The sequence below is a fragment of the Streptomyces sp. NPDC058678 genome, assembly GCF_042714835.1.
Lineage (GTDB): Bacteria > Actinomycetota > Actinomycetes > Streptomycetales > Streptomycetaceae > Streptomyces.
The window spans coordinates 16,145-40,683 of record NZ_JBHXSG010000016.1 but is presented as its reverse complement, the minus strand read 5'-3'; the positions used below and the strand labels follow the sequence as shown (position 1 = coordinate 40,683).

Here is a 24,539-nt window from a genome sequence, read left to right as displayed (position 1 = left end):
AGATGAGCTCCCGCAAGCGGTGATGGTAGGGCGCACAACGGAGCTCCGCTGAGGTTCCGACCATTTACAAGAGGGTCACCGCTTGACTCGTCCCCGGATCGCCAGCACGGCGAGACCGAGCAATACTGGTTCAGAAAATCGAGAAGCCATCTCGATGTAGCCGCCGGCTGTCGTCAGGTCTTGCCCGCTGGAGCGGAAAACCACTGAATTGAGCGTGACGCTGAGCGCCTTATCGAAGCGCTCTCCTGTGAAGTGATCACCTTGAGGATTTTGCGGGTCCCCTTGAGTGATCTCAAAGGTGACCTTCCCACCGCCAGACGGCACGGTCCCGATAGCTTCCTGTTTGGGGGAATCTTGCGGTAGGCCCACGCCCATCATTAACAGAATCGTTGTCAGCATCGCCAGGGATAGCCACGCGAGTGCTCGCGAAGCACGTAGTCCGTAACCGGACAGAAGCCAGTATGCCTGGAGCAGCCACCGCTCTGCCTGACTCCATGCGCGGCTGTGACGCCGCATCTCCATCTCGCCGTAATAGAAATCGGCGGCGCCTGGTTCGTCTTTCGCGTCCTCCCTGGCCTTGCGTAGCTGACGATAGACGATGGTGAGCGAAGCGAGGTTAGGAGCGGTCGGCTGCCTTTGAGGAAGGACTTCCCATCCTCTACGGAGATGAGCCGGACGGTCAGGAAGCGCGCGCCACTGGCGTTCTTCGTTGATGACGTTTCGCTGCGTCCATTTGAAAGGGAATCCCGAGCGCCATCGGCGTCCGAGTGGCGGGGCGCCAAATGTGCGATTGCCTTCAAGTCGTAGTAGATCCAGGTTCCTTGCGCCAACAAACGCACAGGCTGAAAGGTCGACATCTGACACGGTCAGGAAAGTGCAATCGACTCCCGCCAGGGACGCAATCTGAACGCCGGATGCATCAGTATCAGATGTAGACACTCCACTAAGGGATATGGAAAACGGTTGAGTTATTACTGCGTCCGATAGATCGACTATTCCGGACGATATTCGAACGGAAGCGATAGCTTCCCATCGCGCCATTCTGAGATCGATATTCTTTGTTGCCCCAAGAAATATCCATGGCTCACAGAATGTGGTGAGCGATAGATCTGCGGTTCTTGCGCAAGATATTGGACCCAATGTTCGAGATTTAGTGAATACGCTACCCTTCAGGTTAAAGTCTCGGCGGAACCTGCAACCGGCGAAGTTCGCTCTATCTGAAAATGAGCAGTCGTTGAAATCCGCGCGCGACCCAAAAGTGGTATTCTCGAAAATTGCGTATTGCAGGCTGGCGCCAGTGAAGATGCACGATTCAGTGAATTGCGCACTGTGGACAGAGAGTGCACCCGGACCCGATGAAGAGACGCCGTCGAACCTGGCTTGGCGCACGAATCTGACCGAATCAAATTTGACTTGCCCGGTGAACTCGGATCTGGCGAATGCGGCCGCGCCATTAAAGGACGAGTATGAGAAGTCGATCTCCTTGGCGCTTTTAATTTGGATAAATGTGGCGTCATCTTCAAAGGTGGCCGTTATGGTGCAAGTGTCAAGGAACTCTGAATCGTCAAATTGCGCGAAACTTTGAAACGTCGTCTCGGTGAAGTCTGCATTGCCGAACGTGCACTCTTTGAAATGCCCTACACCTTGAAAGATGGCACGCACGAAACTCGCGCGAGTGAATTCAGATTCTGCAAATATGCTTCCGCCTTGAAAGGTCGCTCGATTAAAGTCCGCCAGCCCTCGAAATTTACATCTATTGAAGAGCGCTAAATGCTCAAAAAGTGAATCGCTAAAATCGATATTCCCCTCAAAGGTGCACTCTTCGAAATTGGCGAGGCGTATACGTGCATTAGATTCTTCGTCTTCGGTGGCGTGGAGCAGATCGCGAAGCATCGACCCGGCGAAGCGAGTTCCACGTAGGTCGATATCGTCGCCAGGACGTAGCGAGGACAGGAAATCGTGGTATTCACCTGGCTCCAGGTGCGCGAGACATGCATCGTAGGTCCCCGCGACGTGGCCACGGCACCCAATGGGATCGTCAGGAGAGTTGGCCCTGAATCCGCAGTGAGGCCAGTCTGGAGGCTGGGAAGTCGACGACGGATCACTCATGCCCTATCGGTACCTCATCCGCGCAGAGGTGTCCGGGAGTTGCGCCATCTCGGACAGTCTGATCAAGGGAAGCAGACTCAAGGCCAGAGTGGGGAGATCCTCCCCTCAGTGGGCTATGCGTGGGCCAAAGACTGGGCATTGAGGCCCTCAATGACCGTCTTTGCAGGTCAGGACGGTTTCCGTACATCTCAGTGCGACGCTCTTGAAAACCGCGGCCCTCCGCCTGTCGTCTTCGAGCAGAGGGGCCGCGATCATACGCGATGCTGGCGGCGCTCACCGAGCGCAATCATAAAAAAGAGAGGTCCTGGTCTGGATGCCAAGACCTCTCTCAACCTGTCCGCGTCTCCTACAGGATCACCGTGAAGATCAGACCTTCCCGTTGGCGCCTCCGAAGGGTGGTGGAGGTTAGCCGACCGCCGATGTGCTCTTGATCAAGACCTGTTGACGTAGGTCAAGACCACGAAGATGAAACCGCCCAGCCCGAGTGCAGCTAGAGCCCCTGTGCTGATGGCCTCGTAGTACGAGACCCCCTCCATCGTTCGACGGAGGATGCCCGCGAAGCATCCGCCGATGATCGCGACCAGGACCGTGATCACGGCTTCCGTCTTCCTGTTCCTCGAGGACTCGTTCCCGGGCCCCGAGAGTTGCGGGTTGTTCTGCGTTGCCGTCATGGCTCGCTCAGCCTTCGTCAGCCGCCTGTGAAGGATGACCTGTCGGATTCGGGCTGGCGAAGTTGCCCGGCCGCTGACGCGGCTTCACCCCAAGGGCTGCTCGTTCGGTCATGGCGTGACCGCTCCGGCGACCCGTCGTGCTTGGGTCCTCCACTCCTGCCGATCCACTCCTGTCGACAGAGCATCCGGGCAGCAGCAGGACTCGGCGTCCGCTCAGATGGCCCCGTCGCCTGTGACGGGGGCTTGTCGTGGAAGAGATCGTGACGCACGCCACCTCGAAAGTCCCAACGAAACCGGACGTTTGGTGGGGATGGTCACCACCAGCCTGTTCGGCAGTGAAAAACGATCAATCCCCTTTTGGTCAACCTGGAGTTGATGTTCCGTCAGGTGTGAAGATGCGAACGAGGCGCGGGCGCACTGAGATCAGGCGGGCTAGCCGACCTGGTGATACGGGCACGTGGATGGTGCGCCTTGATTCAGATTCCCGTTTTCGGCATGCAGGGAACGGCAGCAAAAAACGTACGGATCGTACAGTCCCTTTCCGGAGCCTTCAGCTTCGGCTCGTTGTCCTGGTCTTTGTCCAGTACGCCGGCGGCCGCCACTGTTCACCGCCGTACGCGCGCCCCCTCCGACCTGGCCCGTGAACCCCTACGAACGCCTCGATGACCACGGGTGCGCTGACCGGGGTCAATGATCAGATCGAGGACATCGAGCGCGAGGGATGGCGCTTGGAGCACCTCTCGGTCGGCGAAGGTAAGGCCATTACAGGCGAGCGAGTAGCGATCATCTGTCTGCTCCGTCGAGCGTTGAAGGCCTAGCACCCCCGCTGTGCCCCTACCGTGCCCGATGGGCCGGGAACTGACGGGGAACCACGGTGATTGACGGGCAGTGCGCGTGAGAACGGCCCCCGTCCGTGGCCTGCCCGGTTGGGGATCAGGCGGATGCAAGCAGGTGGCGGCCGTCGTGGGCGCGTCCGTGGGCGTGGCCGTGGCGGGAACCTACGCGTAACTCGCAATCAGGGTCCCGATACCCGTAACTGGGATCTGGCCCCCGAAAGTCGACCCAGACTGGTGAAGATGCACACCAGGGGGAGTCGGACTAGCCTGGAAGCAGAATTATCGCATGCCCCGATGCAGCGGTATCACCCTCTACGTAGCCAGTAGAACTGGAAGTGCTTCGGATGCGCGATCATAGCCCTGAGGAATTTCTGGCCAAGCTGTCGACTGGCGAATTGCCCGACCCTAAAGAAATGTCAATTGTTGGCATGGTGAAGACTGTTGAAGGGTCCTCGTCGGTTGTGAGCTTCACAACGTCACTCTCGTGTGAGGACTGGCTGTCGCTTCCGATCGAGATAGTTGAATCTTTCGCTCATCTGAGAAATATCAGATGCAAAGACCACGAACACCCTCTTGTCAAGGTCACGTTCAAGTGGCCCAGTGAATTGCGACAGGACGTGGCGTTCTTTTTGGGTCTGTATTCTCGGATGCAGTCCTCCTTGGCTCGCGCTCGGCTGGACGCACTGTCCACTCCCCCCGCGCGGAGATTTGACGGCGGTGCTTCGACGCAGGATTGTGAAATCCTTACCTTCGATGGCGAGGCGTATGTCTGCTGCGATGGCGAATGCGGGGGGATTGTGTAATAGCGACGTGCCATGACGAGTCGTTTCTCGGGGTCGCTGTGGTACGTGAAGGGCCCAATCCATGCATGTGCTACGGCCCGACCGACCGTCGGCGTTGCTGCTCGGGTCATCAGGGCACTGATGTGGCCCGGCCATGGCGGCGTCTCGGGCAGCTCGTCAGCCCAGCAGGTGGCCGCAATGGGTGCGGTACAGCAGCGAAGTACAGCAACCACACCGACCGCGGCCGACCGCCACCTGCCGCAGGACCACCGATGGCGAGCCGAAAAGACCTCAGTGACCGCCTCGCCGATAGTTCGCATCGAGGGGGCTGAGCTTAAAAGACCCAGACGGCCCCGGCTCAGCCGGGGCCGTCCGAGGGCAGCCGACGACGACAGTTGCCGACCACTCTCCCCCTGCTCAGGGGCGGGACGTCAGATACCGGCGCAGGTGCCAATTCCCGAAGGCAAGTCGAGGGACCAATTCAGCCATTCGGCCTAGCGATAATTCTCTGAAATCGCACCCCATTGGCGTCGCCAGTAAAGTGTGCCCTGTCTGCGCCAGTAGGAGGTCGCCATGGCTACGCACCCACATCGAGAAGCAGAAGAAGAAGAGCCGGAAGAAGAGAATGCATATGAGGACGAGGAGGAGGAGTACGAGGACTACGCGTACGAGGACGAGGACGAGGCCTCAGCGACAGACACGCAATTCGGTGTCTTTAGGTTCGAGAGCCAATCCGGAATACCCGTCGATGACCTGTGCAGCCTCCTCCAAGCCCTAAATGCTGCATATTCCGAAATCGGCGAAATCAGAGGAGCCGTAGCGCTCGCTTTGGGACCTCGCAGCCGCGCCCCAGAGCGCGTCTATACTGGCGATTATATTCCTGATTATCTAGCCACTACTCACCGCTTGGTGTTCATGTCGGCACACGTTGACTCCCCGGGAGTATGGGAGTTCCTGGGCGTATTGAATCCCCTCCAGCAGATTCGCGAATACCTCAATGATAGGCACGAGCGCAAGAAAGACTACTCCTATCGCAACGAAACCGAAAAGCGTCAACTTGTGGCTGCCGCGACGAAGGCGGAAGTAGATGCCGTGAGTGACTTCGTAGCTCTTCTGCTTCAGGCCGGCTACAGCGAGGCCGAGATTCGGCAACGGCTGGAAGAAAAGTTCTTCCAGCCCATGCGTCAGCTTGAGTCATTTCAAGACCGGGGGCTCATTGTGGAGCCTGAAGTCTTGCTCCTTCCCGCTTCCGAGTAGCATCGGCACCATTAGACACAGTCGGAAATCCTCGATCTTCCGCCTGATCACTCTGCCGGGTCTCGTCCAAGCTCCGTCGCCGTGAGCATTTGGGTGCCGGACGGCTGCGAGACGCCAACGACCCAAGAGGCTCGGATGGGACGCTCGGGTCTCGGGTCTCTCATTTCGAGGTGGGCCGCCGGGCCGTCTGTGGGCCGTCCGAGGGCGGCCCACGACGACAGATGACGACAGTCGACGACAGTCCTCCCCCTGCTCAGAGACGGTGCACCGCTCACCAGCACAGGCGCCCATCCCCGAAGGTGAGTTGAGGAACTCCAGAGCTTGGGCGCAGGATGACCGGCATGACCTCCAGCGCACGCCCCCTCCTCAACCGCCGGCTCGCCGAGTTCGGGACGACGATCTTCGCCGAGATGTCCGCCCTCGCCCTGCGAACCGGGTCGATCAACCTGGGCCAGGGCTTCCCCGACACGGACGGGCCCGAGGAGATCAGGGAGGCGGCCGTACGGGCCCTGCGCGACGGCCGCGGCAACCAGTACCCGCCGGGCCCGGGCGTCCCGGAGCTGCGTACCGCGATCGCCGCCCACCAGGAACGCCGGTACGGCCTGTCGTACGACCCCGACACCGAGGTACTGGTCACGGCCGGCGCCACGGAGGCCATCGCCGCCGCGCTGCTCGCGCTGGTCGAGCCGGGTGACGAGGTCGTCGCCCTCGAGCCGTACTACGACTCGTACGCGGCCTGCATCGCGATGGCGGGCGGCACGCGCGTGCCGGTCACGCTGCGCCCCCACGTCGACGAGGAAGGCGCCACCTTCCGCCTCGACCTCGACGAGTTGCGCGCCGCCGTCACCGACCGCACCCGGCTGCTGCTGATCAACACCCCGCACAACCCGACCGGCACGGTCCTCACCCGCGAGGAGCTCACCGCGATCGCCGAGCTGGCCGTCGAGCGCGATCTGCTCGTGGTGACGGACGAGGTGTACGAGCACCTGGTCTTCGGCGAGGCCGAGCACGTGCCCCTCGCCACCTTCCCGGGGATGCGCGAGCGGACGGTGTCGATCGGCTCGGCCGGCAAGACGTTCTCGTTCACCGGCTGGAAGGTGGGCTGGGTGACGGCCGCCCCGGGGCTGGTCAGCGCGGTGCGTTCGGCGAAGCAGTACCTGACGTACGTCGCGTCGGGGCCCTTCCAGCACGCCGTCGCCGAGGCGCTGGCGCTCCCCGACAGCTACTTCACCGCCTTCCGTGACGACATGCTCGCGAAGCGGGACCTGCTGGCCACGGGCCTCACGGAGGCGGGCTTCGAGGTGTTCCGGCCCGCGGGCACCTACTTCATCACCACCGACATCCGCCCCCTGGGCGAGAAGGACGGCTTCGCCTTCTGCCGCGCGCTGCCCGAGCGCGCGGGCGTCGTCGCCATCCCGAACGCAGTCTTCTACGACCACCGGGACGCGGGCGCGCCCTTCGTCCGCTTCGCGTTCTGCAAGAAGACGACCGTGCTGGAGGAGGCGGTGACCCGGCTCAAGACGCTGGCGGGCTGAGACGGACCGTGGGAGGGTCCGACACCGGCCGCGAGCCGCTGTCCGACGGCCGGCGCCAGACGCACGGCCTCCTGCTCGGACAGGACGAGACGCGGATCGACGCGGCGGAGCGAGGTCAGAACGGCGACTGCCTGGGGGTCGGCGTCGGAGAGTGACGCCGGTTTCTGCGGCTGGTCCCGGGCGGGGGCGGGCGCCGCTTCGGTGGTGGTTGCCGAAACGGGCGGGGCTTTCTCGGCTGCAGCGACTTCCGGGGGCGGGGCGGCTTCGGCAGTCCCGGAGGCCCGTCCGGGTCCGGATCCGGGCCACCGCCGGGTACGTCGTAGAAGTACGTTCGGGTACGGACCTGCCCGGTGGGCGTTCGCTCGCGGCGGCGCTCCAGGAATCCGGCCGCTTCCAAGTCCCTGAGCGCTCGCGAGATGAGGATCTCCCCCTCGCTGAAGTGCTCGCACAGGGTGGTGATGGTCACGGAGGAGCCGTCGGGCAGCGAGGAGATGTACGCCGCGACGCCGACCGTGACCGCGCTTCCGCGTCGCTGGGCGAGGGCGTTGGAGATCACCGTGAAGTCGGGGAGGGCGGGTGGGCGGGTAGTTCTTTCTCCCGGTTCTTTCAGGAGGTCAGTGGCCCGCCGGACCCTCGCGGACAAGGGCCCGGGGAGCCCGGAACGCGGACGGCGGCCGGGGGCCGGCCGCCTCAGGGACGGCGGTGCCCGGCCTTCAACTCGCCTATGAAGGCGGTCCAGGAGGCGGCCTCGAAGCAGAACCCCGGACCGTGCGGGACCTTGCTGTCACGGACGGGGACGACGGCCCCCGGAACCCGTCGGCCACCTCCACGCAGTCGCCCCCTTCCTGATTGCAGCTCACCGCGAGGTGCGCAACTCGCCCGGCACCGCGCCGTCCGGCGCATGGAGGAGTGGGGCTACCCGCCGGCGTCGGACGCGTCGTGCACGGTCGGCCTCCTCGTCGGCGAACTCACCGCGAACGCCGTACAGCACGGCCGAGTCCGCGGACGCGACTTCGGTCTCCGGCTCGCTCTCGACGCGGCGGCGGGCCTGGTTCACATCGAGGTCGCGGACGCCGCCTCCGCGAAGCGGCCGCCCGCGGTGCCGCCCTCGTCGTCCCCCGAGGGTGAGTCCGGCCGAGGGCTGCTCCTCCTGGACGTCCTGGCCGTGCGCTGGGGGTCGGCGCCGCCCGCCCGTAGGCAAGACGGTACGGGCGGAGGTAGCCGTCGAGGCAGCGACTCACCCGTGAGAGCTGATGGCGGCGCGGCCGCCGCGCGGAGACCACCGGGAAGGGGGGGCGCCCCCTTCGGACGGCGAGAGCCCGGCCCTGGCACGCGACCGTGGTGGTCGGCGCCCTGGCCGGGCTCTCCTTCGCCGCTACGGGCGCTACGGACCGCTAAGGCCCGGGAGGACCTACTCGTCCTCTTCGGGCTTCTCCGCGTCGTTGACCTCCTGCTCGAGGCCGAGCTGTTCGACGAGCCACTTGTCGAACTCGATGGCGGCCCGCACCCAGCTGACCGTGGAGGACACGAAGTGCTCCAGGCTGACGCCGGTGCCGATCAGCATCTGCGCCTCGCCGATCAGACGGACGGTGCCGTCGTCATGCGTGTGCGTGTAGACCTTGGGCCACAGGGTGCGCCGGTTCCAGTCGTCGATGGACTCCAGCAGCAGAGGCTTCTCGTCGATCTTGTGGGGGCGGTCGTAGAACGTCCGCACCGAGAAGACCTGCTGGTCTCCCTCACCACGGAACATGAAGTACGTACGGAACTGCTCCCACGGCGCCGCGAGGTCTCCCTCGTCGTCGACGACATACTTCAGCTCCATCTGGTCGAGGAGCTGCTTCACGAGGTCCTGATCCGGGACGACGGGGCCCGCCGGTCCTTGCGGCTGCGGCTCGGGCTGGCCCCCGAAGTTCGGAATCGAGGACGGGTCGATGGTCACCGTGATTTTCCCTTCGTACGGATCCTGCCATCCTCCCCCATGCGGGGAGGGGGGTGGCAAGCCCCGGCGAGTCTGTCAGCCCTGGGCTGACATGATCCGGTCAGCAGAAGCGGAAAGCAGGAAGCAGGTACCGACGGGTACCCGACGGAGGGGAACTCATGACGCGGAGCGGCGACGAACCCGCGACGGAGCCGCGAACGCCCGGCAGGACCCGCTGGGGCGTGTTCGCGGCGATCCTGGCGTTACCGGCCCTGCTGGTGGCCGGAGCGCTCGTGCTGCTCGTCCTGTGGCTGTTCACGGACGACACCGTGCGGACGGGGGTCGAGAAGGCACCGTGCGCCGAGGCGCTGGCCTTCGGCGGGGCGAAGCTGCCCTCCGGCGCGGACGACGCCGCCTGCGAGGTGCAGTCCGGCATCGACACCCGCTACGACGCCCGTTTCCGTATGCCCCGCGACCAGGTGCGGGACTGGCTGGCGGCCACGTACCGAGGCGGGCCCGAGCCGCGGACGTCGCAGTGCGGCGAGGCCACGGCCGACCTCTGCCTGAACCTGGGCCCCGGGGAGCTTGGCGACCACGGCGCCGTACAGGTGGACATCACTCACGACGGGCCCGACTGGTCCCGGGTGCGGTTCGTGGCGTTCACGCTGTGACCGTGACCCGGGCGGGGGCCGGGAAGGCCGGCATCCCCGCCCGTGTCGTCCGTCCGCTCAGAGCGTCTTGCCGGTCGCCGGCCCGACGATCAGGCCGTCCCCGAACACGTCCACCCGGACCGTGTCGCCGTCCTTGACCTCGCCGGAGAGGATCTCCTTGGCGAGGCGGTCGCCGATGGCGGTCTGGACGAGGCGGCGCAGGGGCCGGGCGCCGTAGGCCGGGTCCATGCCCTCGGTGGCGAGCCAGGCCAGGGCCTCGTCGCTGACCTCCAGGGTGAGGCGGCGTTCGGCCAGCCGCTGGGTGAGGCGGTCGAGCTGGAGGCGGGCGATCCGGCTCAGCTCGTCCTTGGACAGGGCCGAGAAGACGACCAGGTCGTCGAGCCGGTTCAGGAACTCCGGCTTGAAGGAGGACCGGACCACCTCCAGCACCTGCTCCTTCTTCTCCGCCTCGCTCGTGATCGGGTCGACCAGGAACTGGCTGCCCAGGTTCGAGGTGAGGACCAGGATCGTGTTGCGGAAGTCCACCGTTCGGCCCTGGCCGTCCGTCAGGCGGCCGTCGTCCAGCACCTGGAGGAGGATGTCGAAGACCTCCGGGTGCGCCTTCTCGACCTCGTCGAGCAGGACGACGCTGTACGGCCGCCGCCGCACCGCCTCCGTGAGCTGGCCGCCCTCCTCGTAGCCGATGTAACCGGGGGGCGCGCCGACGAGCCGCGAAACGGTGTGCTTCTCGCCGTACTCGCTCATGTCGATGCGGACCATGGCCCGCTCGTCGTCGAAGAGGAAGTCGGCGAGTGCCTTGGCGAGTTCGGTCTTGCCGACGCCGGTGGGGCCGAGGAAGAGGAAGGAGCCGGTGGGGCGGTCGGGGTCCGCGATGCCGGCGCGGGTGCGCCGTACCGCGTCCGACACCGCCTGCACGGCCTCCGTCTGGCCGATGAGGCGACGGCCCAGCTCCTCCTCCATGCGCAGGAGTTTCTGGGTCTCGCCCTCCAGGAGGCGTCCGGCGGGGATGCCGGTCCAGGCGGCGACGGTGTCGGCGATGTCGTCGGCGCCGACCTCCTCCTTGACCATGGTGTCCTTGGATGCCTCCTCCTCTGCCTGCGAGGCGGCCGCCAGGTCCCGTTCCAGGGTGGGGATCTCGCCGTACAGCAGCTTGGAGGCGGTGTCGAAGTCGCCGTCGCGCTGGGCGCGTTCGGCCTGCCCGCGCAGTTCGTCGAGCTTCTCCTTCAGCTCACCGACGCGGTTGAGGGACTGCTTCTCCTTCTCCCAGCGGGCGGTCAGGCCGCGCAGTTCCTCCTCCTTGTCGGCGAGATCGCGGCGCAGCCGCTCCAGGCGCTCGCGCGAGGCGGGGTCGGTCTCCTTGACCAGCGCGAGCTCCTCCATCTTCAACCGGTCGACGGCACGCTGGAGTTCGTCGATCTCGAGGGGCGAGGAGTCGATCTCCATGCGGAGGCGGGATGCCGCCTCGTCGACCAGGTCGATGGCCTTGTCGGGGAGGAAGCGGGAGGTGATGTACCGGTCGGAGAGGGTCGCGGCCGCGACCAGCGCGCTGTCCGCGATCACCACCTTGTGGTGGGCCTCGTAGCGCCCCTTGAGGCCGCGGAGGATCGCGATGGTGTCCTCGACGCTCGGCTCGGCGACCAGCACCTGCTGGAAGCGGCGCTCCAGCGCCGGGTCCTTCTCGATGCGCTCTCGGTACTCGTCCAGGGTGGTGGCGCCGACCATGCGCAGTTCACCACGCGCGAGCATGGGCTTGAGCATGTTCCCGGCGTCCATCGAGGAGTCCCCGCCGGCGCCGGCGCCCACGACGGTGTGCAGCTCGTCGATGAAGGTGATGATCTGTCCGTCGGAGTCCTTGATCTCGGCGAGGACGGTCTTCAGCCGCTCCTCGAACTCACCGCGGTACTTGGCTCCGGCCACCATGGCGCCGAGGTCGAGCGCGACGAGCCGCTTGTTCTTGAGGGACTCGGGCACGTCGCCCTTGATGATCCGCTGAGCGAGCCCCTCGACCACGGCGGTCTTGCCGACGCCGGGCTCGCCGATGAGCACGGGGTTGTTCTTGGTCCGGCGGGACAGCACCTGCACCACCCGGCGGATCTCCTGGTCCCGCCCGATGACGGGATCGAGCTTGCCCTCCCGCGCGGCGGCGGTGAAGTCGGTCCCGAACTTCTCCAGGGCCTTGTACTGGCCCTCCGGATCGGCGGTGGTCACGCGGCGTCCTCCCCTTGCCTTCTGGAAGGCCTCCGACAGCTTCTTCGCCGTGGCCCCCTGCCCGGAGAGTACGTCGCCGGCCGGGCCGCCCTTCGCGGCGATGCCGATCAGCAGGTGCTCGGTGGAGAGGTACTCGTCCCCGAGATCCTTGGCCCGCTCCTGGGCGTCCGCGATCACGGCGAGCAGCTCGCGGTTGGGCTGCGGGGGCGCGACGGTGGACCCGGTCACGCTGGGCAGCGAGGCGATCGCCTTCTCCGCGCCGGCCCGCACGGCGGCCTGGTCGGCGTCGACGGCGGCCAGCAGGTCGACGATGTTCTCGTTGTCCTGGCCCTGGAGCAGGGCCAGGAGCAGGTGGGCCGGGGTGAGGTCGGGGTGCCCCTCGGTCACGGCCCGGTTGCCGGCCGCGTTGATGGCGTCCCGGCTCCGGTTGGTCAGCTCGGCGTCCACGTTCGCTGTCTCCTCCTCCTGGCGTCCTTGCGTCAGCCGTCCCGTCACACTGACTCAATTAACCTACACAAACTTGAGTCTATTCCACTCAAGGTGGCCACGGGGAGGCTCCGGACGGCTAGGTTCGGTGGCATGGCCGCACATCCCCAGGACCCGGGTGCCCCGGACGCGCCGTACCTCAGCTTCTGGCGCGAACGGCACCTGTGCACCCTGACGACACCCCGCCCCGACGGCAGCCCGCACGTGGTTCCGGTCGGAGTGACATACGACCCGGAGAGCCGGCTCGCTCGGGTGATCACGGACAAGGGCAGCACGAAGGTGCGCAACATCCTGGCGGCGGGCCCGGCGGGCGCCCTAGTCGCGGTCTGCCAGGTCGCCGGCCGCCGCTGGGCCACCCTGGAGGGCCGGGCGTTCGTCCGCACGGGGCCGGAACGGGTCGCGGAGGCGGAGCGCCGCTACGAGGAGCGCTACGGGCACCCACCGCGCCCGAACCCGACACGCGTGGTCATCGAGATCGAGCTGACGCGGGCGATGGGGCGCGGCTGAGGAGGGCCCCGCCGCCGAAAGGACCGGGCGGTGGGCCTCGGAGGCCCTCCAGGACCCGCACAGAGCTGCCGGGGTCCGCACCGCACGCAAGATCGATCACTTTCGGCCACACACGGATTCGCCCGAGACCCGTAAATGTCCCCAAACTGCAGCGGCGTCACCGTGTTCAGGTCACGGTGACGCCGCTGCGGGGGGAAGCACCTGAGCGATCTGTTACGACGGGGGAATCGCGTCAGGCACTGCGGGGGGTGGCTGAGATGGTCCGTTGTGGCGGAGCGTCCTGCTCCACCAGTCGATGGTCCCGCTGGTCCAGGTTCACAAAGATCATTCCGTACCGGATGGCACACCGCACGGGCTGCGGCGCGCCCCGGGGCCGCCGCAGACACCGATAGGCCCGTACGTCCTCGTCCTCGTCCCGCGTCACGACGACCGGCTCACCGAAGACGGTCACCATCAACGAGTCACCGGCGTGGGGGATCGCGGTGACGAGGTCGATGAAGTGCCAGCCGGAGCGGTAGGCGGTGGCCATTTCGCGGCGGAAGGAGCGGTCGTCGGGTGGAGTGGTCATGCGTCCGCGTCCGCCGGGGTGGACCAGCCGACGTCATCACTGGCACCGAGGGTGACCCCCCAGCCGACGTCGCCACTGCCACCGGCGACGGTCGACCAGCCGACGTCCTTCACCGCGGCCGTGCTCGCCTCTCCAGTGGGACTCGCCCAGCCGACGTCGAGAGGACCGGCCGCACCGCTGGCCAGCGCAACAACGAAGGCAGTGGCAAGCACCGAGCGAAGCATTCTCTTTTTCATAGTCGGCTTCGTCCTCACTTGATGGCTTCCTCTCCCCCGTGAAACAAGACGATGGCTCATTCAGGCACGTCAATGCCACACAAGAGATGCATCATGTTCCTGCACGTTCAGGACCCTGGGGGGTGGAGATTTGCCATCGAAGAGCACAAAAGGGGCACATCCGCATGGCATAGCCGACCTATGCGCGGAAGGTGCGCGTATTTATGCCACCGCCCTCGGCGCAGGACGCGTCTCTCGCCGTGAGGTCGAACCTGCCCCGTGTCTGCTCGAGTTCGCGCTGCTCCACCCCGACCCGGACGACGCACAGTGGCTCCGCCCGGTTCCGCCGTCCGTCGTGCTGGCGCAGCAACTCCAGCCCCTGGAACGCGAGATCCAGGACCGACGTCGGCTCACCCTCGACCTCGCCGGAACCTTCCAGCCGTTCCTGGAGATCAGTGCCCAGAAACCCGCGACCACGCACGCCATCACCGTGCTGGAAGGCATCGACCGCATCCACTCGGCGCTCGACGTGGCGATCGCCGAGGCCCGCACCGAGGTCCTGACCGTCCAGCCCGGCGGCAGCCGGCCGGAGCACATCCTCAGCCAGGCGCTGAAGCGCAGCAAGCCGCTGATCGAGCGCGGCATCTCCATGCGCACCCTCTACCAGCACACGGTCCGGCACAGCCAGAGCACCTACGCCTACATGGACCAGATGGCCGGTGCCAAGGTGGAGATCCGCACGCTCGAGGAACTCATCGAGCGGCTCATCATCTGCGACAGCACGGTCGCCTTCATCCCCGCACAGGACGACCGGACGGTCGCCCTGGAACTGCGCCACCCCGGTCTCGTGCAGTACCTCACCAAGGTCTTCGAGCAGCTCTGGCAGCGAGCGACCCCCCTCATGGACGAGGTCCGGTACGAATCGACGCCCGAGGGCATCACGGGCGTCCAGCGGACCATCGCCAAGCTCCTCATCGACGGCCACGTGGACGAGGCGATCGCAAGGCGCCTCGGCATGAACGTCCGCACCTGCCGCGCCCACATCGCCAAGCTCGCCGCGGCCCTGGGCAGCGGGAGCCGGGCACAACTCGGCTTCCTCATCGCACAGTCGGGGATCCTGGACCAGGATCACGCGGGCCCGAAGGAAGACGGTCATCCGTGAGCGAGGCCCACACGCCTGCGACGACGACGGAGGAAGTGGGCGCGCCGCACCGGGAACACGGCGTGGAAGACCTGTGCGTGGCGGCGAGGGAGCTGTACGAGACTGCCCTGCGCGAAGGGCACGTGAGCGCGGCCGACGCGGAAGCGGCGCCCTGTCTGGTCGACTTCGGGCTCCTGCACCCCGCCGTGGCGGACCTGAACCGGCTGGAGCCCGTCGCTCCGGCCGTCGCCCTGCACCGGATGCTGCGGACCGCCGAGGAACGCATCGCGGACGAGCGCAGGCGCGAGCAGCGGCTGGCGGACATGTTCGAACCGCTGATGCGGATCGACGGCCGCGGCACGGGAACCGGGAGCACCCCCTCGGTCACCGTCCTCAGCGGCCTCGACCGCATCAGGCGGGCCATAGCCCAGGCCATGGCCGACACCTCGGGCGAGCTCCTCGCCATCCAGCCGCACACGAGCCACACCCGCCTGACCCCCGGGGTCATCGACGAGGCGGTGGTCCGCGACCAGGCTCTGCTCGATCGTGGCGGCCGCATCCGCACGCTCTACCAGCACACCCTCCGCCACGCGCCGACCGTCCTGCGCCGCTACGAAGAACTGCGGGGTGACGTGGAAGCCCGTTCCCTGGACGAGGTGACGGAGCGCATCCTCATCGTCGACCGTGTGGTGGCCTTCATCCCGGCGAACGCGGACCGGACGCTGGCCCTGGAGATCCGCCACCCGGCCATCGTCACCTTCCTGGCCGTCACCTTCGACCGCCTCTGGCGCCTGGCCACCCCCATGTACCCCCAGGCCGTCCAGCAGACCGCCATGAACGGCATCACGCCCCGCCAACGGGCCATCGCCGCCCTCCTGGTCGAGGGCCACACCGACGCCGTCATCGCCGACCGCCTCGGCCTGAACATCCGCACCGCCCGCGAGCACATCGCCAAACTCGCCTCCACCCTCGGCAGCGAGAGCAGGGCGCAGCTCGGTTACCTCATCGGACGGGCCGGGATCCTTGATCAGGAAGGGTGAGGGCCGGCCCCGAGCCCACGTCGGCCGCGTGGGAGGCGCCGTCGAGGCCCACCTGGGCGATACGGACACCCAGTTGCGTTCGGCTGGCCGCGCCGAGCGTCTCCGACAGCCGCGCGATGTGCGCCCGGCAGGTGCGGACGCTTATCCCCAGCCGCTCCGCGATCACCGCGTCCTGGTGGCCCTCCGCGAGCAGCGACGCGATGGACTGCTCCCGGTGCGAGATGCCCTCGATGCCGGTGTCGGGCAGGGGGGCGGTGAGCGGGATCGCGAGGCGCCAGAGGCGTTCGAAGACCGTGCCCAGGTACTCCACCAGCGCGGGGTGGCGTAGTTCGAGGGCCAGGGTGCGGTCCGCGTTCGCCGGGATGAAGGCCACCGTGCGGTCGAAGAGGATCAGGCGGTCGATCACCTCGTCCAGGGTGCGTGCCTGGACCGTGCCGCCCATCAGCTCCAGGTAGTTGAGCAGGCCCTGCCCGTGCCGGGCCACGTGCGTGTACAGATCGCGCATGCGAACGCCCCTGCCGCGCAGAGCCAACGCCCGGTGCAGACCCTCCGTCAGTTCGTGCTCGGGACGGATGCCACCGGGCTGGACGGTCAGGACCTCCGTCGTGCAGGCCTCCGTCGCCTCGTCCATCGCCGCCTGGATGCGGGAGAGGCCGTCGAGGACGCGGATCGCGCCGCCCTCGGGGGATGCCGCCTGCGGTTGTGGGCCGAGCCCCGCGTACCACTCGAAGGCCGCCACGGCCGAGCCCACCCGCCGCTGGCTTGCGCTGACCTCGTCGTACAGGCCGCGCAGCAGCCGCGTCATGACCTCCTGGGGTGCGGTCGGCACCAGCCAGTCCATGTCGTCGGGGTCCGGGTGCAGCAGGGCCAGCTCCAGCAGGCACGGCACCGGCCCGGCGTCCTCGCGCGGCACGCGGCCCCGCCGCACGGCCCGGGAATACACGCGATCCCCGGCCGCGCACAGTCGGTCGGCACCGTGTGGATGCTCCTCCGCCCCGTGCCCGGCCATCGCCCATCCCACCCCCGGTTCCGGCGTCTTTTGCAGCGCAACTATGCGCGGACCCGACCCGCTCCGCAACACGGCTCCTCCCTTCCCGGCAGGGAGAAAACACCGGTTTGCCCCACTGACTCCACGCCTCCACCGGTCTGGTTGCAACAAGCTGACGGGGGTGTCCCGTACCCGCCGGACGCACGGTGGAACCGCCCCGCCGCAGCCGCGAGAGCGGACGGTCGCAGGCCGCCCGCCCGGCGGGCCACACGTACCCCCGACATCACGCCGATCCCGCCCACACCCGCGTGAGCTGCCGGAAATCACGCAGAGATCAGCGCGTTACCAACCGCACTTAACGTCAGGCCATGGCGGACATATTTGACGCATACGCGTTGGCCGACGCGTGGGACGAGATGTTTGAGCGGCCGGGTGAGGTCAGGACCGCCTACGAGCCGGTGCTGGCGGCGCTGCAGCCGATCGAGCCGAGTGAACTGCGCTTCCGGGCCGACCAGATGGCCAGGGCGTTCACCGACCGAGGGGTGACCTACGCCTTCGCGGGTGAGGAGCGGCCGTGGCCGCTGGACCTCGTGCCCAGGATCCTGGACGCCCTGGAGTGGGATCTCATACAACGCGGGGTGAGCCAGAGAGTCAGGGCCCTCGAGGCCTACCTCGCCGACGCCTACGGGCCGGCCCGCGCCTTCGAGGACGGTGTCGTGCCCTGGCGGCTGCTCCTCAACTCGCCGCACTTCCACCGTGCGGCCCACGGCGTCGAACCGCCGGGCGGCGTCCGCATCCATGTCGCCGGCATCGACCTCGTACGGGACGAGGTGGGCGACTTCCGGGTTCTGGAGGACAACGTCCGGGTGCCCAGCGGGGTCTCGTACGTCATCGAGAACCGGCGCGCGATGACCCGGATCTTCCCCTCCCTCTTCGCCGAGCAGCACGTGGTGCCCGTCGACGGGTACGCGCAGCGCCTGCTCGCCGCCCTGCGGGCCGCCGCGCCCGACGGCACCACGGATCCGCGGGTGGTCGTCCTGACCCCCGGGCCGAGCAACGCCGCCTACTTCGAACACGCCCTGCTCGCCCGCCTGATGGGCGTGCAGCTGGTCGAGGGGCACGACCTCGTCTGCCGCGGCAACCGGGTGGGGATGCGGACGACCCGCGGCGAGGTACCCGTCCATGTCGTATACCGGCGCCTGGACGACGACTTCCTCGATCCGCTCCACTTCCGCCCCGACTCGGTGATCGGCTGCCCCGGCATCATGGGCGCCGCCCTCGCGGGCAACGTCACCCTCGCCAACGCCGTCGGCAACGGCATCGCGGACGACAAGCTGCTCTACACGTACGTCCCGGACCTGATCCGCTACTACCTCTCCGAAGAACCGGTTCTCCCCAATGTGGAGTCGTTCCGGCCGGACGAACCCGGCCAACTGGACGCCGTCCTCGACCAGATCGACCAGCTGGTCATCAAGCCGGTCGACGGCGCCGGCGGCCAGGGCATCGTCATCGGCCCGAAGGCCGACCGCGAAACCCTCGAACGCACCCGCGCCGCCGTCGCCGCCGACCCCCGCGGCTTCATCGCCCAACGGCCCGTCGCCCTGTCCACCTCCCCCACCCTGGCCGGGGAACGCATGGCACCGCGCCACATAGACCTGCGGCCCTTCGCCGTCAACGACGGCAACGACGTCTGGGTCCTGCCCGGCGGCCTCACCCGCGTCGCCCTCCAGGAGGGCAACCTGATCGTCAACTCCAGCCAGGGCGGCGGCTCCAAGGACACCTGGGTACTGGCCGAGGGTCCGGCGGAACAGCCCGCCGCGACCGCTCCCGGCTCGCTGCCCGACGTGGCCCCCCGCCAGCTCGGACCCGACGGCACCCCCGCCGTCGTACAGGAAGGGGCACAGCAGCAGTGAACGACGTGATCCTGTCCCGGATAGCCGAGTCCCTCACCTGGACCGGACGGTATGTCGAGCGCGCGGACAACACCGGCCGCATCCTCGACGCCTACCTGCACCGCATGCTGGAGGACCCCTGGCGCGACGAGGACATGGCCTGCCGGTCGCTGTACGCGATCCTCGGCGTCGACGCGGGCGACCAGCGCGTCGACATGCAGCAGGTCCTGGACCAGCTGGCCTTCGACGCCCGGTCCACCTGCTCCATCGAGGGCGCCCTCGGCGCGGCCCGGCTGAACGCGAGGAGCGCCCGTGAGGCGGTCTCCTCCGAGATGTGGGAGTGCCTCAACTCCACCTGGCACGCGCTCGCCGACCAACGGCTCGCGGCCCGCCGTACGGGCCCCTACGGCTACCTGGAGCTGGTACGGCGCCGGGCCGCCCTCTTCTTCGGCCTGGCCGACTCCACCATGAGCCGCGACGACAGCTGGCGGTTCGTCGTCCTGGGCCGGAGCCTGGAACGGGTGGACATGACCGTACGGCTGCTGTCGGTGCGCGTGCTGGACGCCGCCCACGCACCCGACTGGCCGACCCTGCTCAGCGCGTCCGGCGCCGACGAGGCGTACGCGCGCGTGCACAGCGGCTTCGGCGACACCCCGCGGGTGGCCGAATTCCTACTCCTGGACCGCGACTTCCCGCGCTCGGCCCTGCACGCCCTGACCACCGCCGAGGAGTGCCTGACGGCCCTCGGCCGCCCCCGCCAGGACCCGGCGCGCCGCCCGATCGGCCGGATGCGCACCCGCCTGGAATACCTCGACTCGCAGGCCATGGAAGACCAACTCCCCGCACTTCTCCGGGATCTGCAGCAGTCCTGCATGGCATCCGCCGAGGGAGTGGCCGAGCGGTTCTTCCCCTACCAGGGCCCCGTCGAGTGGGCCCAGGAAGGAGCCTGAGATGGCTCGTCGCCTCCGCATCCGGCACGTCACCCGGGTCTCCTACGCCCAGGCCGCGGTCTCCTCGCACAACGAGGTCCGCATGACCCCGCTGACCCTGCCCCACCAGACCACCCTGGACTCCCGGGTCACCATCAGCCCGACCGCCACCACCTGGTCGTACTGGGACTACTGGGGCACCCAGGTCACCGGCTTCGACCTCATGGACCCGCACGCCGACCTCACCATCACCGCCTCCAGCCTGGTCGAGACCCACACTCCGGACCCGCTCCCGCACCCGCCGACCTGGCCGGAAGTCGCCGCCCACACCGCGCGCTCCCGCCTGCTGGAGTTCGCGGGCGACACCCCCCGTACGACACTCCCCGCCGAGCTGGTGGAGCAGGCGGGGGACGCGGCGGCCGGCCTCGACCCGCACGAGACCGCCGCCGTCGTGTCGTCCCTGGTCGCCGACCGGGTCGCCTACCTCCCCGGCTCCACCGGAGTGACCACCTCCGCCGCCGAGGCCTGGGAACAGGGCGCGGGCGTCTGCCAGGACATCGCCCACGTCACGCTCGCCCTCCTCCGAGGCCTGGGCCTGCCCACCCGCTACGTCTCCGGCTACCTCCACCCCGAACAGGACGCGGAACTGCACCGCCCGGTCCCGGGCCAGAGCCATGCCTGGGTCGAGTACTGGGCGGGCGACTGGTGCGGCTACGACCCCACCAACCGGACGAGGGCCGACGAGTCCCACGTGGTGGTCGGCCGGGGACGCGACTACGACGACGTCACGCCGCACAAGGGCGTGTACCGGGGGGTGGCGGGCGGTCTGCCGGAGGTGACGGTGGAGTTCACGCGGGTGGCGTGACGGGGGTTCGGCTCAGACCCGCTTCGGGCCCGTGATCGCTTCCCCGATCACGAAGCCCTTGGCCGGGCCTTCGGGGACGGTGACCTCGGTGCCGTACGGGACGCGGTGGATGTCCTCCCAGTCGGCCTTGTCGGGGCGGGGGCCGGTGAAGAGGGTGGCGGCGCCCTGGCCGTCGTAGTCGTCGATGGTGACGTAGACGGGGATGCCGGCTCGGGCGTATTCGCGGCGCTTGCGGATGCGGTCGCGGTCTTGGTTTCGCTGGCCGGGGGAGACGACTTCGACGACCATCTCGACCGCAGAGGCCTTGATACCGAGGCCATCCTCCGCCTCGGCCAGCTCCGCGTCCCGAGGAGCTACCAACCCGTCCGGAATCCAAGCCCTGAGCGCGTGGATCACGTTCGTGTCGTTCCAGGCACCGTACTCGCTGTCGTGCAGAAAGACCCCCAGGGCGTCCCACAGACGGTTGACAACCTGGGCGTGCGAAAAGCGTCCGGTGGGCGACACCTCGATGGCTCCCTCAATGATCTCAGCGCGGTAGCCCTCGGGGAGTTCGCCGGCTTTCCATAGCTGCCACAGGACCTCGTCCAGCTCGGGGCCGTTCCCGGCCGGGGAGAAAGACTCGGTCATGGTCTCCGACCTATCGTGCGCAACAGCAGTCACGGTGGCGTCACCTCCTCAAGTGTGGGCTGGGCGTGCCTGGGGCACAAGCAACGCGATCACGGTAGGTACGGCTGTACGGCTGACCAGCGGCAACAATGCCCAGGTCACCCGTTCGAGCGGGGGCGGAACGATCCCCCGCCCCCACCCAGCTCGAACCACACCCCCTTGGCGAACCGCCCCGCCCTCTCGGCGGCGACACCCCACGTGTCCGCCATCTCCGCGACGAGCGCGAGCCCTCTCCCCCAGCAGGCAACGGCCCCTGCGGCGGGGTGCGTGACGACGGGTGGGTCAGGGCTCTCGTCGAACACGCTCACGTGGAAGCGGGCCGGGGTGAGGCGGACGCGGAGCATGGCGGTGCCCTTGGTGTGCAGGTGGACGTTGGTGACGAGTTCCGACGTGCACAGGGCGGCGGGCATGACGAGGAGTTCACGGTCGTGGGTGAAGAGAACGGCACGTACGAAGTCACGGCAGACGCGGGGTGCGGTGGCGTCGGCGGGGGCGAACAGGCTGTATTCGTGGGTGAGTTGGGTGGGGCGGTGGGCGGGGTGGCGGGCTGGGTCCACGGAGGGCTCCTGAATACGAAGGGGCTTGCCCGGCGATGGCGGTGCCCGGGTGCGGGTGCTCTTTCGGCTTACGGGCAGGGGAGGTTGGGCGGTTTCAGTGCGTTACTGATTCCATACTCAAGGTAGCGATGAACGGTTCTCGCGAGCAACCTGATCACCAGAATCGGTGGACTAACCATCGCCGACGGGGCAGACTTTGGGCCGATCACCAAGGAGAACCCGTGGGACTGCGCACCACCATCAGCGAACGACAGCGGCGACTCGGCTTCGAACTCAAACAACTGCGCGAACAGGTGGGGTTGACCACCAGTGAAGCCGCCGATCGGATCGGCATGACGCGCGGGCAGCTGGGGCACATCGAGGCCGGCCGGACCTCGATCCTCACCGAGCGACTACTCGACCTCTGCCGCGTCTATGGTTGCTCAGAGGAGCCCTACATCGAGACCTTGGTATGCCTCTCCGAGTCCAGCGGCAAAGGCTGGTGGCGCGCCTACCGGAAGCACATGGGGCCGGACTCCCTGAACCTGGCCGAGCTCGAATCAGAGGCTGCAGCCATCCGGACACACGAGCCACTGTTCATCCCGGGCCTCTTCCAGACGGCCGACTACACGCGGGCCATCTTCACCAGCGAGGACCTGGGCTTTGCGAACATCGAGGAGGGGCTGAGGTTCCGTATGGAACGGCAGCACATCCTGACGCGCGAGAACCCGCCGTCCGTGCATGCCGTCATCCACGAGTCCGCGCTGCACATGCGGTTCGGCGGCACGGAGGTCGTACGGGAGCAGTTGCTGCATCTCATCGAGCTGGCGCGCCTGCCGAACGTGACCATCCAGGTCTATCCGTTCACCTCCCAGGCGCACGCGGCTCTCACCGGCAACTTCGCCCATATCATCCCCACCAACCCGAAGTTGGGCACCGTCGTGGTCGAACAGCTACTGGGCTCCCACTACTTGGTGCAGCAGCGCCATCTCCGGGAGTACAACTCGCTGTTCGACCGGATCGCGAAGAACGCCCTCGCCCCTATCGACGTATCGTTGGCCCCCGAAACACACTCGGTAAAGGACTCGCTGGCCCTCATCCAGCATGTGCTCTACACCCTCTGAGGAGGCGCGGTGACCGAACTGCACTGGCAGAAGTCGTCGTACAGCGGCGGCCCGGAAGGCAACTGCCTCTACGTCGCCACCGCCCCCGACAAAACGATCCGCCTACGCGAGAGCGACACCCCGGACGTCATCCTGACCGCCGCCCCCGCCGGCCTCGCCGCCCTGATCCAGTACGTCACGGACGCCGACTGACAGGCCGGACACGAGGTGGGCTACTTCAGCCCGATCTCCGCGCACGCCGACTTGAAGCCGCTCGTGCAGATGTCGGACACCTTGTAGATGCCGTCCGCGACGACCGTGGACTCGATGTTGGCCTTCGTCAGGGCCACCACCGGCACCAGCTGGGCGGCGATGTCCTTGTCGGTGGGGCTGTCGACCCGGTCGGAGGCGAGGGCGTCGAACTGGATGTCCCTGCCCTGGATCTTGGCCACGGCCATCTCCGCGGCGGCCTCCGCCTCCTGCGGGTACGGCTTGTAGACGCTCATGTACTGCTCGCCCGCGACGATCCGCTGCACGGCGGAGAGTTCCGCGTCCTGGCCGGTGATCGGGGGCAGCTCGGTGACGCCCGCGGCCTCGAGGGCCTTGATGATGCCGCCGGCCATGGCGTCGTTGGCGGAGTACACCGCGGCGATGTTGCTCTTGCCGATCTTGTTGAGCGCCGCGGTCATGTTGGCCTGGGCCTCCTCCGGACTCCAGCCCTTGGTGTCGAACGACTCGGCGATCGTCACCTTGCCCTCCAGCTCGGAGCGCGCGCCCGCCTTGAACTGACCGGCGTTCGGGTCGGTGGGCGAACCGTTCATCATGACGATCTTGTCCGAGGTGTCGGCGTTCGGGCCCAGCGCTTCGATGATCGAGCGGCCCTGGACCTCGCCGACCAGCTCGTTGTCGAAGGAGACGTACGCGTCGATCGGGCCCTCGGCCAGGCGGTCGTAGGCGATGACGGGGATGCCCGCGTCCTTCGCCTTCTGCACCGTGTCGGCGATGGCGTGCGAGTCGACGGCGTCCAGCAGGATGACGTCGACCTGGTCGTCGATCATCTGCTGCATCTGGCGGGCCTGCTTGTCCGCGTCGGCCTCGCCGTTGGCGTAGATGGTCTCGCCCTTGTTGCCGGTGAGGGAGGCGACCCTCGCCTTGATGATGGGGTAGTCGAACTCCTCGTACCGCGTGTTCGTCTTCTCCGGCATCAGCACGCCGACGGTGATGTCGTTCCCCTTGGTCGGGCTCGCCTCGCTGCCACTCCCGGTCACCCCGAGCGCGCCGCAGGCGGTAAGCGAGAGGGTCATCGTGGACGCGGCCACGGATATGGCGATTCGACGCATTGGGGAGCTCACTTCTTGGTGCCTTCCGGACGTGGGCGCAGCAGTGCGACCCATGTGTCTGAAAAGCCAACGCGTCGGCGTCCCCCACCGTCAAGCGGAACTACTTAACGAGTGCGCAACGCCACGCTCCGCTTTGCATGTGAAGACATAGCGAAACTTCTCCAAACGCCCGTTACGGACTCTCCATCAAACGCACTTCCTCGGGAAGGCAAAGATCCGTACAACCAAGTCCATTCCTCGCGAGTCGTGATCACAGCGGCTGCCTCGGCCGCGCCG

The 24,539-nt window shown here is 67.3% G+C and carries 23 protein-coding genes, 2 pseudogenes and 1 riboswitch; of the genes and pseudogenes, 13 read left to right on the top strand and 12 right to left on the bottom strand.

What is annotated here, in order from left to right:
- Window positions 1-75: 75 nt before the first annotated feature.
- Together ACFWWR_RS16975 and ACFWWR_RS16970 are read right to left on the bottom strand one after the other, a co-directional pair.
- The gene (locus ACFWWR_RS16975) at window positions 76-2,109 is read right to left on the bottom strand and encodes a pentapeptide repeat-containing protein (protein ID WP_384303929.1); all 2,034 of its coding nucleotides are present in this window, start codon (window positions 2,107-2,109) and stop codon (window positions 76-78) included.
- Window positions 2,110-2,540: 431 nt separating this feature from the next.
- A complete protein-coding gene (locus ACFWWR_RS16970; RefSeq protein ID WP_384303927.1) occupies window positions 2,541-2,780 on the bottom strand; it encodes a hypothetical protein in 240 nt (79 codons plus the stop codon).
- A 7-nt stretch (window positions 2,781-2,787) separates the two neighbouring features.
- A riboswitch (cyclic di-AMP (ydaO/yuaA leader) is annotated at window positions 2,788-2,998 on the bottom strand.
- A gap of 444 nt (window positions 2,999-3,442) precedes the next feature.
- On the opposite strand from ACFWWR_RS16970, the gene ACFWWR_RS16965 reads away from it, so the two are divergent.
- From ACFWWR_RS16965 to ACFWWR_RS16955, 3 genes are all read left to right on the top strand, one after another.
- Entirely contained in the window at window positions 3,443-3,598 is a 156-nt protein-coding gene (locus ACFWWR_RS16965) for a hypothetical protein (protein WP_384303925.1), read from the top strand.
- A 1,373-nt stretch (window positions 3,599-4,971) separates the two neighbouring features.
- Window positions 4,972-5,655: a hypothetical protein gene (locus ACFWWR_RS16960; RefSeq protein WP_384303922.1), complete on the top strand. Its 684-nt coding sequence runs from the start codon at window positions 4,972-4,974 to the stop codon at window positions 5,653-5,655.
- Between the two features lie 332 nt (window positions 5,656-5,987).
- Window positions 5,988-7,190 (top strand): pyridoxal phosphate-dependent aminotransferase, encoded by a 1,203-nt coding sequence (locus ACFWWR_RS16955; protein WP_383875553.1) that lies wholly within the window; start codon window positions 5,988-5,990, stop codon window positions 7,188-7,190.
- A gap of 11 nt (window positions 7,191-7,201) precedes the next feature.
- Here ACFWWR_RS16955 and ACFWWR_RS16950 read toward each other — a convergent pair.
- Window positions 7,202-7,800, bottom strand: a pseudogene (locus ACFWWR_RS16950) (hypothetical protein); the annotation flags it as partial.
- Window positions 7,801-7,880: 80 nt separating this feature from the next.
- Window positions 7,881-8,024, bottom strand: coding sequence for a DUF397 domain-containing protein (locus ACFWWR_RS16945; protein ID WP_383875556.1), 144 nt, complete (start codon window positions 8,022-8,024; stop codon window positions 7,881-7,883).
- Here ACFWWR_RS16945 and ACFWWR_RS16940 point away from each other — a divergent pair.
- Window positions 7,969-8,437, top strand: a pseudogene (locus ACFWWR_RS16940) (ATP-binding protein). The gene ACFWWR_RS16945 and the pseudogene ACFWWR_RS16940 overlap by 56 nt on opposite strands.
- Before the next feature lie 164 nt (window positions 8,438-8,601).
- On the opposite strand, the gene ACFWWR_RS16935 reads toward ACFWWR_RS16940, so the two are convergent.
- Entirely contained in the window at window positions 8,602-9,129 is a 528-nt protein-coding gene (locus tag ACFWWR_RS16935) for a YbjN domain-containing protein (RefSeq protein WP_383875552.1), read from the bottom strand.
- A 158-nt stretch (window positions 9,130-9,287) separates the two neighbouring features.
- Here ACFWWR_RS16935 and ACFWWR_RS16930 point away from each other — a divergent pair, with 158 nt between their 5' ends.
- Window positions 9,288-9,779, top strand: a complete 492-nt coding sequence (locus ACFWWR_RS16930) for a hypothetical protein (protein ID WP_383875551.1) — start codon at window positions 9,288-9,290, stop codon at window positions 9,777-9,779.
- 57 nt (window positions 9,780-9,836) lie between these two features.
- Here ACFWWR_RS16930 and clpB read toward each other — a convergent pair whose 3' ends face one another.
- A complete protein-coding gene (gene clpB, locus ACFWWR_RS16925) occupies window positions 9,837-12,434 on the bottom strand; it encodes an ATP-dependent chaperone ClpB (protein ID WP_383875549.1) in 2,598 nt (865 codons plus the stop codon).
- A gap of 132 nt (window positions 12,435-12,566) precedes the next feature.
- On the opposite strand from clpB, the gene ACFWWR_RS16920 reads away from it, so the two are divergent.
- Window positions 12,567-12,980: a pyridoxamine 5'-phosphate oxidase family protein gene (locus ACFWWR_RS16920; RefSeq protein WP_383875547.1), complete on the top strand. Its 414-nt coding sequence runs from the start codon at window positions 12,567-12,569 to the stop codon at window positions 12,978-12,980.
- A 232-nt stretch (window positions 12,981-13,212) separates the two neighbouring features.
- Here the strand turns inward: ACFWWR_RS16920 and ACFWWR_RS16915 are convergent, their stop codons facing one another.
- Window positions 13,213-13,548, bottom strand: a complete 336-nt coding sequence (locus ACFWWR_RS16915) for a hypothetical protein (protein WP_217242838.1) — start codon at window positions 13,546-13,548, stop codon at window positions 13,213-13,215.
- Window positions 13,545-13,760, bottom strand: a complete 216-nt coding sequence (locus ACFWWR_RS16910) for a 5'-nucleotidase (protein ID WP_383875545.1) — start codon at window positions 13,758-13,760, stop codon at window positions 13,545-13,547. The genes ACFWWR_RS16915 and ACFWWR_RS16910 overlap by 4 nt, the downstream gene beginning before the upstream one ends.
- Before the next feature lie 154 nt (window positions 13,761-13,914).
- On the opposite strand from ACFWWR_RS16910, the gene ACFWWR_RS16905 reads away from it, so the two are divergent.
- A complete protein-coding gene (locus tag ACFWWR_RS16905; protein ID WP_383875543.1) occupies window positions 13,915-14,925 on the top strand; it encodes a helix-turn-helix transcriptional regulator in 1,011 nt (336 codons plus the stop codon).
- Complete coding sequence (locus tag ACFWWR_RS16900) at window positions 14,922-15,944, top strand: helix-turn-helix transcriptional regulator (RefSeq protein ID WP_383875542.1); 1,023 nt, start codon at window positions 14,922-14,924, stop codon at window positions 15,942-15,944. The genes ACFWWR_RS16905 and ACFWWR_RS16900 overlap by 4 nt, the downstream gene beginning before the upstream one ends.
- Here the strand turns inward: ACFWWR_RS16900 and ACFWWR_RS16895 are convergent.
- Window positions 15,907-16,953 (bottom strand): LuxR C-terminal-related transcriptional regulator, encoded by a 1,047-nt coding sequence (locus ACFWWR_RS16895; protein WP_383875540.1) that lies wholly within the window; start codon window positions 16,951-16,953, stop codon window positions 15,907-15,909. The two genes, ACFWWR_RS16900 and ACFWWR_RS16895, sit on opposite strands and share 38 nt — an antisense overlap.
- A 347-nt stretch (window positions 16,954-17,300) precedes the next feature.
- On the opposite strand from ACFWWR_RS16895, the gene ACFWWR_RS16890 reads away from it, so the two are divergent.
- The 3 genes from ACFWWR_RS16890 to ACFWWR_RS16880 are packed head-to-tail and all read left to right on the top strand — an operon-like array spanning window position 17,301 to window position 20,618.
- Window positions 17,301-18,845, top strand: a complete 1,545-nt coding sequence (locus tag ACFWWR_RS16890; protein ID WP_383875539.1) for a circularly permuted type 2 ATP-grasp protein — start codon at window positions 17,301-17,303, stop codon at window positions 18,843-18,845.
- Window positions 18,842-19,774 carry an alpha-E domain-containing protein gene (locus ACFWWR_RS16885; protein WP_383875537.1) on the top strand — a complete coding sequence of 311 codons (933 nt, stop codon included), beginning with the start codon at window positions 18,842-18,844 and terminating at the stop codon, window positions 19,772-19,774. Before ACFWWR_RS16890 ends, ACFWWR_RS16885 begins: the two co-directional genes overlap by 4 nt.
- A gap of 1 nt (window position 19,775) precedes the next feature.
- On the top strand, window positions 19,776-20,618 hold the full coding sequence (locus ACFWWR_RS16880; protein WP_383875536.1) for a transglutaminase N-terminal domain-containing protein: 843 nt from the start codon (window positions 19,776-19,778) through the stop codon (window positions 20,616-20,618).
- Window positions 20,619-20,630: 12 nt separating this feature from the next.
- Here the strand turns inward: ACFWWR_RS16880 and ACFWWR_RS16875 are convergent, their stop codons facing one another.
- Both ACFWWR_RS16875 and ACFWWR_RS16870 read right to left on the bottom strand, forming a co-directional pair.
- Window positions 20,631-21,245 carry a Uma2 family endonuclease gene (locus ACFWWR_RS16875; protein WP_383875534.1) on the bottom strand — a complete coding sequence of 205 codons (615 nt, stop codon included), beginning with the start codon at window positions 21,243-21,245 and terminating at the stop codon, window positions 20,631-20,633.
- Between the two features lie 137 nt (window positions 21,246-21,382).
- Window positions 21,383-21,841, bottom strand: coding sequence for an ATP-binding protein (locus ACFWWR_RS16870; protein WP_383875532.1), 459 nt, complete (start codon window positions 21,839-21,841; stop codon window positions 21,383-21,385).
- A 221-nt stretch (window positions 21,842-22,062) separates the two neighbouring features.
- Between ACFWWR_RS16870 and ACFWWR_RS16865 the strand changes: the two genes are divergently transcribed.
- Window positions 22,063-22,944 carry a helix-turn-helix domain-containing protein gene (locus tag ACFWWR_RS16865; RefSeq protein ID WP_383875531.1) on the top strand — a complete coding sequence of 294 codons (882 nt, stop codon included), beginning with the start codon at window positions 22,063-22,065 and terminating at the stop codon, window positions 22,942-22,944.
- Between the two features lie 9 nt (window positions 22,945-22,953).
- Window positions 22,954-23,136, top strand: a complete 183-nt coding sequence (locus ACFWWR_RS16860; protein ID WP_383875529.1) for a DUF397 domain-containing protein — start codon at window positions 22,954-22,956, stop codon at window positions 23,134-23,136.
- 20 nt (window positions 23,137-23,156) lie between these two features.
- Here the strand turns inward: ACFWWR_RS16860 and ACFWWR_RS16855 are convergent, their stop codons facing one another.
- The gene (locus ACFWWR_RS16855) at window positions 23,157-24,263 is read right to left on the bottom strand and encodes a sugar ABC transporter substrate-binding protein (RefSeq protein ID WP_383875527.1); all 1,107 of its coding nucleotides are present in this window, start codon (window positions 24,261-24,263) and stop codon (window positions 23,157-23,159) included.
- Window positions 24,264-24,539 lie beyond the last annotated feature (276 nt).